Origin of the sequence: Methylorubrum thiocyanatum (genome assembly GCA_014138645.1) — a bacterium.
GTDB lineage: Bacteria > Pseudomonadota > Alphaproteobacteria > Rhizobiales > Beijerinckiaceae > Methylobacterium > Methylobacterium thiocyanatum.
In genome coordinates this window covers 1-4,206 of record JACJIB010000023.1, presented here as the reverse complement: position 1 = coordinate 4,206, position 4,206 = coordinate 1, and the positions used below count along the sequence as shown (strand labels likewise).

General features: G+C 56.4%; 3 protein-coding genes and 3 pseudogenes. 3 read left to right on the top strand and 3 right to left on the bottom strand.

The features are described 5' to 3' along the window. Both HNR51_RS26590 and HNR51_RS26480 read left to right on the top strand, forming a co-directional pair. Positions 1 to 206: hypothetical protein (locus tag HNR51_RS26590; protein WP_210280272.1), on the top strand; the 206-nt coding region annotated here is incomplete at its 5' end. Positions 207 to 564: 358 nt separating this feature from the next. Continuing rightward, entirely contained in the window at positions 565 to 1,842 is a 1,278-nt protein-coding gene (locus HNR51_RS26480; protein WP_182556952.1) for a capsular polysaccharide export protein, LipB/KpsS family, read from the top strand. Between the two features lie 57 nt (positions 1,843 to 1,899). Here the strand turns inward: HNR51_RS26480 and HNR51_RS26475 are convergent. The 3 pseudogenes from HNR51_RS26475 to HNR51_RS26470 all read right to left on the bottom strand — a co-directional run. Further along, positions 1,900 to 2,544 (bottom strand): annotated as a pseudogene (locus HNR51_RS26475) (transposase); the annotation flags it as partial. Next, a pseudogene (locus HNR51_RS26895) lies at positions 2,537 to 2,772 on the bottom strand (integrase core domain-containing protein); the annotation flags it as partial. The pseudogenes HNR51_RS26475 and HNR51_RS26895, both read right to left, overlap by 8 nt. 286 nt (positions 2,773 to 3,058) lie before the next feature. After that, positions 3,059 to 3,673, bottom strand: a pseudogene (locus HNR51_RS26470) (transposase); the annotation flags it as partial. Between the two features lie 120 nt (positions 3,674 to 3,793). Here HNR51_RS26470 and rfbC point away from each other — a divergent pair. After that, positions 3,794 to 4,206: dTDP-4-dehydrorhamnose 3,5-epimerase (rfbC, locus tag HNR51_RS26465; RefSeq protein ID WP_182556950.1), on the top strand; the 413-nt coding region annotated here is incomplete at its 3' end.

Sequence of the window (4,206 nt, the reverse complement as noted above, 5' to 3'; positions counted from 1 at the left end):
ACTTTCCGGAGATCGACCGCTTCCGGCACAACAGCCGATTGGACTTGTTCTTCGCCTTCCTCGATCGCTTCCCCACACCGGGAAGCATCACCACCAGGACCTGCACCAGAGCCAGAATAAACACTGGTTATGAACGGGGCAAACAGGGGGCAAAATCACCGTCGAGCGGCTTGACGCCCGAAGTTGAAAGAAGGCAGGACTGCTGAACTTCGCTACTCCAAAAGGGGCCTGGATCGATGAAACGGGAATGCCTCACAGGCAGTTTACGTCGGAGCAACACATCGAATCTTACGCGTTGCCCTCATTTATATTTTCGATGCATTGAATATAAATAGCCTAACAAGATTAAAATATTTTTATAATTTCGTGAATCTAAAGGAAGTAATACGCAATCTGGTTGTCTCATAGCTGATTTAGCCATCGTATTGCAGAATGCACCTCAAGGGTAACGGGCTATAGGTTTCTATTGCAGAAAAATGCCTGTATCATTACAGTTGCTTTGCACATCTCGTACAATAGTATTATATTCGTCGATAACTACGAAGTACCGACCGTTCTCAATGGGTGATCAAGATGGAAGCCGCAACTTTAAAGGTGATGATTTTTATCGAACCGCTCATTGAGTTTGGCACGCCGCTAGCGAAGGGATATTGGGTCGATAATCTCGTACCCAAATTGGCCGCATCGATGAAGATGGGTTTTGAAGATAGGATCGAGATAACTCTTGTCAGTGGAGCAACTTTCACGCCGAATCATCTTAGCTGTATTGATCATGTGGTAAGGGTTGATCCTACCGTTTTGGTAGACCTTTGGACTCAAAATCCTGATCATTTATTGATGCGCGCGTTGAGATGGCCTGCTGGCCCCGAGGCCAAGAAGCTTGCGCAGAATATACGCAGCTACGTTCCTGAAGAAAATTTTGACGTCATTATCGCTTTTGGCTCTCCTGCCTATTTATCCGTCGCTTTTCGAAGCGCCGCAATCATGTTTCACGAGTATTCTTTCTTCAAAGCTCCTGGTCCACCAACATGGTATTTCGATCCGTCCGGCCCTGGCGGTAGTGCTTGGCTGGATATTCATTGGAAACTATTCAAAAAACATTGGAGTCCATCTCCCAATCAGCTTCAACTCGCGGATGATTACAGGTGTATCTACAGAAAAACCGTGAAATCTATGTCAAGGCCGAGCGAAGATTTGCTTGAATTTTGCGATAGATATTCTAATACAGTATTACTTCCGCTACAGGTCGATGGCGTGAGTTCATTTACAGCTATTTCGCCCATTTCTTCGCAATTCAACTTGGCACTTGCGATAAGTCAAAGTATCGCTTTGGATACCGGCCTGGTAATTTCCGAGCACCCAAGAGGACTCGGAGGACTAAACACGGACGGTAGAATTTATCTTAATAATAGAAATAATGTGTTTTTCGCTTCTTCTGTTTGTAACTTGGGTCCGAGCGATAGTGTGGCGCCACATGTTGGCTCAATCGCGACTGTGTCCTCCACGGCAGGCATGCTAGCTATAATGTGGAGCAAAACTTTGATCAGCTTATCTGGAAACTACATGACATTTACAGCTGACCAAATTGGCGCGCCGCCATGGACGTTCAGATCTCGCAATGAAGACGATGATCTGAGAACTCTTTCGTTTCTAATGAGTCACTGGGCAGTACCATCTTCGCAATTAAGAGATCCTTCTTGGATGAGGGAGATGATCCTTCAAGCTGTCGCGCGCGCGAAAGGCTTAGTTGACCCAATCACTCCTCCTATTCCAAAGTGGGATGCATCTCTTGAGCAAATTCGCGACGCATGGCTGTCTCCGTTTGCGGAGACGGGAGTATAAAAGGTGAATATTCGTTGAATATTAGCAATAAAAGACAATCATAGCGAGATTTAATGATTATTGTCGTGCGGATTCATTGCGGATTTGATGGTCGGCACCGGTCTTGATGACGGCGTGCGCCACGCGCGCCATCTTGGCGGTGATCGCGGTCAGCGCCTTGCGCCGCAGGTCGGCATTGTGCCGGTCGCGGGCGATGTAGCGCTCGAACTTGTCGCGGAAGCTGTTCTCCCGCTGGCGGATGGCGACCTGACCGATCAGCCAGAGCGTACGCCGGAGCCGGGCGTTGTCGTACTTCGACAGCTTGGTCTGGCCCCGGAAGGTGCCGGATTGCTGTGTGGCCAGATCGAGCCCGCAGAACTTCAGGAACTGCCGGTGATGGCTGAAGCGGCGCAGATCGCCGGCCTCGGCCAGGATGGTCAGCGCGTTGATCGGGCCGATGCCGGGGATGCGGCGCAGCAGCTTGTAGTCGGCGTTGTCCGATAGGAGGGTCTCGGCCGCGACCTCGATCGCGTCGCGTTGCCGGATGAGGCCGCGCGCCTCGCCGATGACGAGCCGGAACATGCTCACCGCCGGACCATCCGGCGACACCGGCAGGCCGATCGAGCTGCGAGCCGTCTCGTAGATGTCGCCGAGCAACCGCGTCTTGGCGACCTTGCGCCCGACCACGTCCCAGGCCGCGGCGATGAAAGCCTCTTTGCTCAGGTTGGGACCGAGTTGCAAACGCGTTTGGAGTGAACCCGCCAAGGTTAGTGTGAGGGCGGTTGGCTTCATAATCAGCCGCCACGCCTCAATGAGGGCCGGGGCCGGCGGCAGGCTGCGGACCAGATGCTCGTTCAGGTACTTGTCGCTTAGGCGGCCGTTCAAGCTCTCGACGAAACCGTTCTGCTGCGGCCGGCCCGGCACAGTGTGATGCCACTCGACTGATCGCTCCTACCTTCAGCGAAGAACGGCCCTTGCGAGGTTAACTCGGTGCCTTTTTTTTAATGGGTCGATGAGCGACAGCTCGATCCAGAGTGTTCGACGCTTTCGGGTGTCTGCGTCCTCTATGTGCTCCTGCGGCACTTGATGGGGTCAGCTGAATGCAAAGCGGCTCTGTTGAAAGCGCCGTCGGTGCAAGGCCGCATGCTACAGAGTCGGCTCCGTCTTCTGCTTCCTCCCTCGGGCGTCGCTCCCGCTCGGGAACTTGGTTCGGCCTCCTGACCGGTGATGTCAGCCGCTACGCAGGTCGGAACTCGGTGCCCTGCCGCAGCATCGCGTGCATGCTGATCGCCAGCCGGCTCGAGAACGATTCGGGCCTTGCGCATCGTCGAGCGCTTCGCGATGGCCAGAGCCCAAGCCTTCGGCTTCAGAGTCTGTCTGCGACGCGTCAGCATCACGTTGGCGCTTCGTACAGCAGCGTTCTGATCCGCTGGTCGCCGCACTTCGAGATGCTGCCGGTGTAGTCGACCTCGCCCGACCGCTAACGCCTTGGGACGAGCCGGAGATACGGCCCGGCGTCGCGGGAGCGCCTGAAGCGCTCAGGATCATCGACAGCTGCCGTGAATGCGAGCGCGGTGAGCTGACCGACGACCGGGATTGTCGTCAAGCGACGGTAGGCATCTGAGGCTCGGACCATCCGCTTGGTATCCGCATTAATGGCAGCAATAGCTGCCAGCATGGCAATTTGCGCTCCGATCAGGCCGTGCATGGCGGCAGACAGTCCAGCGATCCCCTCGCTCGAACGCAGAGCTTGCTCGATGAACGGAGGGCTGAGCGCCGGCGGTAGCCGCACCCCGAACACGACGGCAAGACCGCGGTTCTGGTTCCCCAGCGTGACCCCCTGGCCCATTAGAAAACCGCCGAGGGGCGCCTGCGATTCGGAGCCGCAGAGAATGAAGTGCAGTCTTGACTTCGCCGCCTCCGCACGGCCTACGCCCTGAGCGAGTCGGCACAGGCGAGGCAGGAGCGACGGATGCAGGTGACCGAAACCGAGATCCCAGCGGTCAAGCGCGTGGTTCCGAAGCGGCACGGGGATGACCGTGGCTGGTTCTCGGAGGTCTATCGTGCCGACGTGCTGGCCGAGCACGGGATCGCCAACGCGTTCGTGCAGGACAACCAGTCCTTCTCCGCCCCCGCCGGGACCATCCGCGGCCTGCACTTCCAGGTCGCGCCCAACGCCCAGGCCAAGCTGGTCCGGGTGCTGGCCGGCGCGATCCTCGATGTGGCCGTCGATCTCCGCGCCGAGTCAGCGACCTACGGCCGGCACGTCGCCGTGCGGCTCGATGCGGCGGGCGGCGAGCAGCTGTTCGTGCCCGCCGGCTTCGCCCATGGCTTCTGCACCCTGGAGCCGAACACCATGGTCGCCTACAAGGTCGATGCCTATTA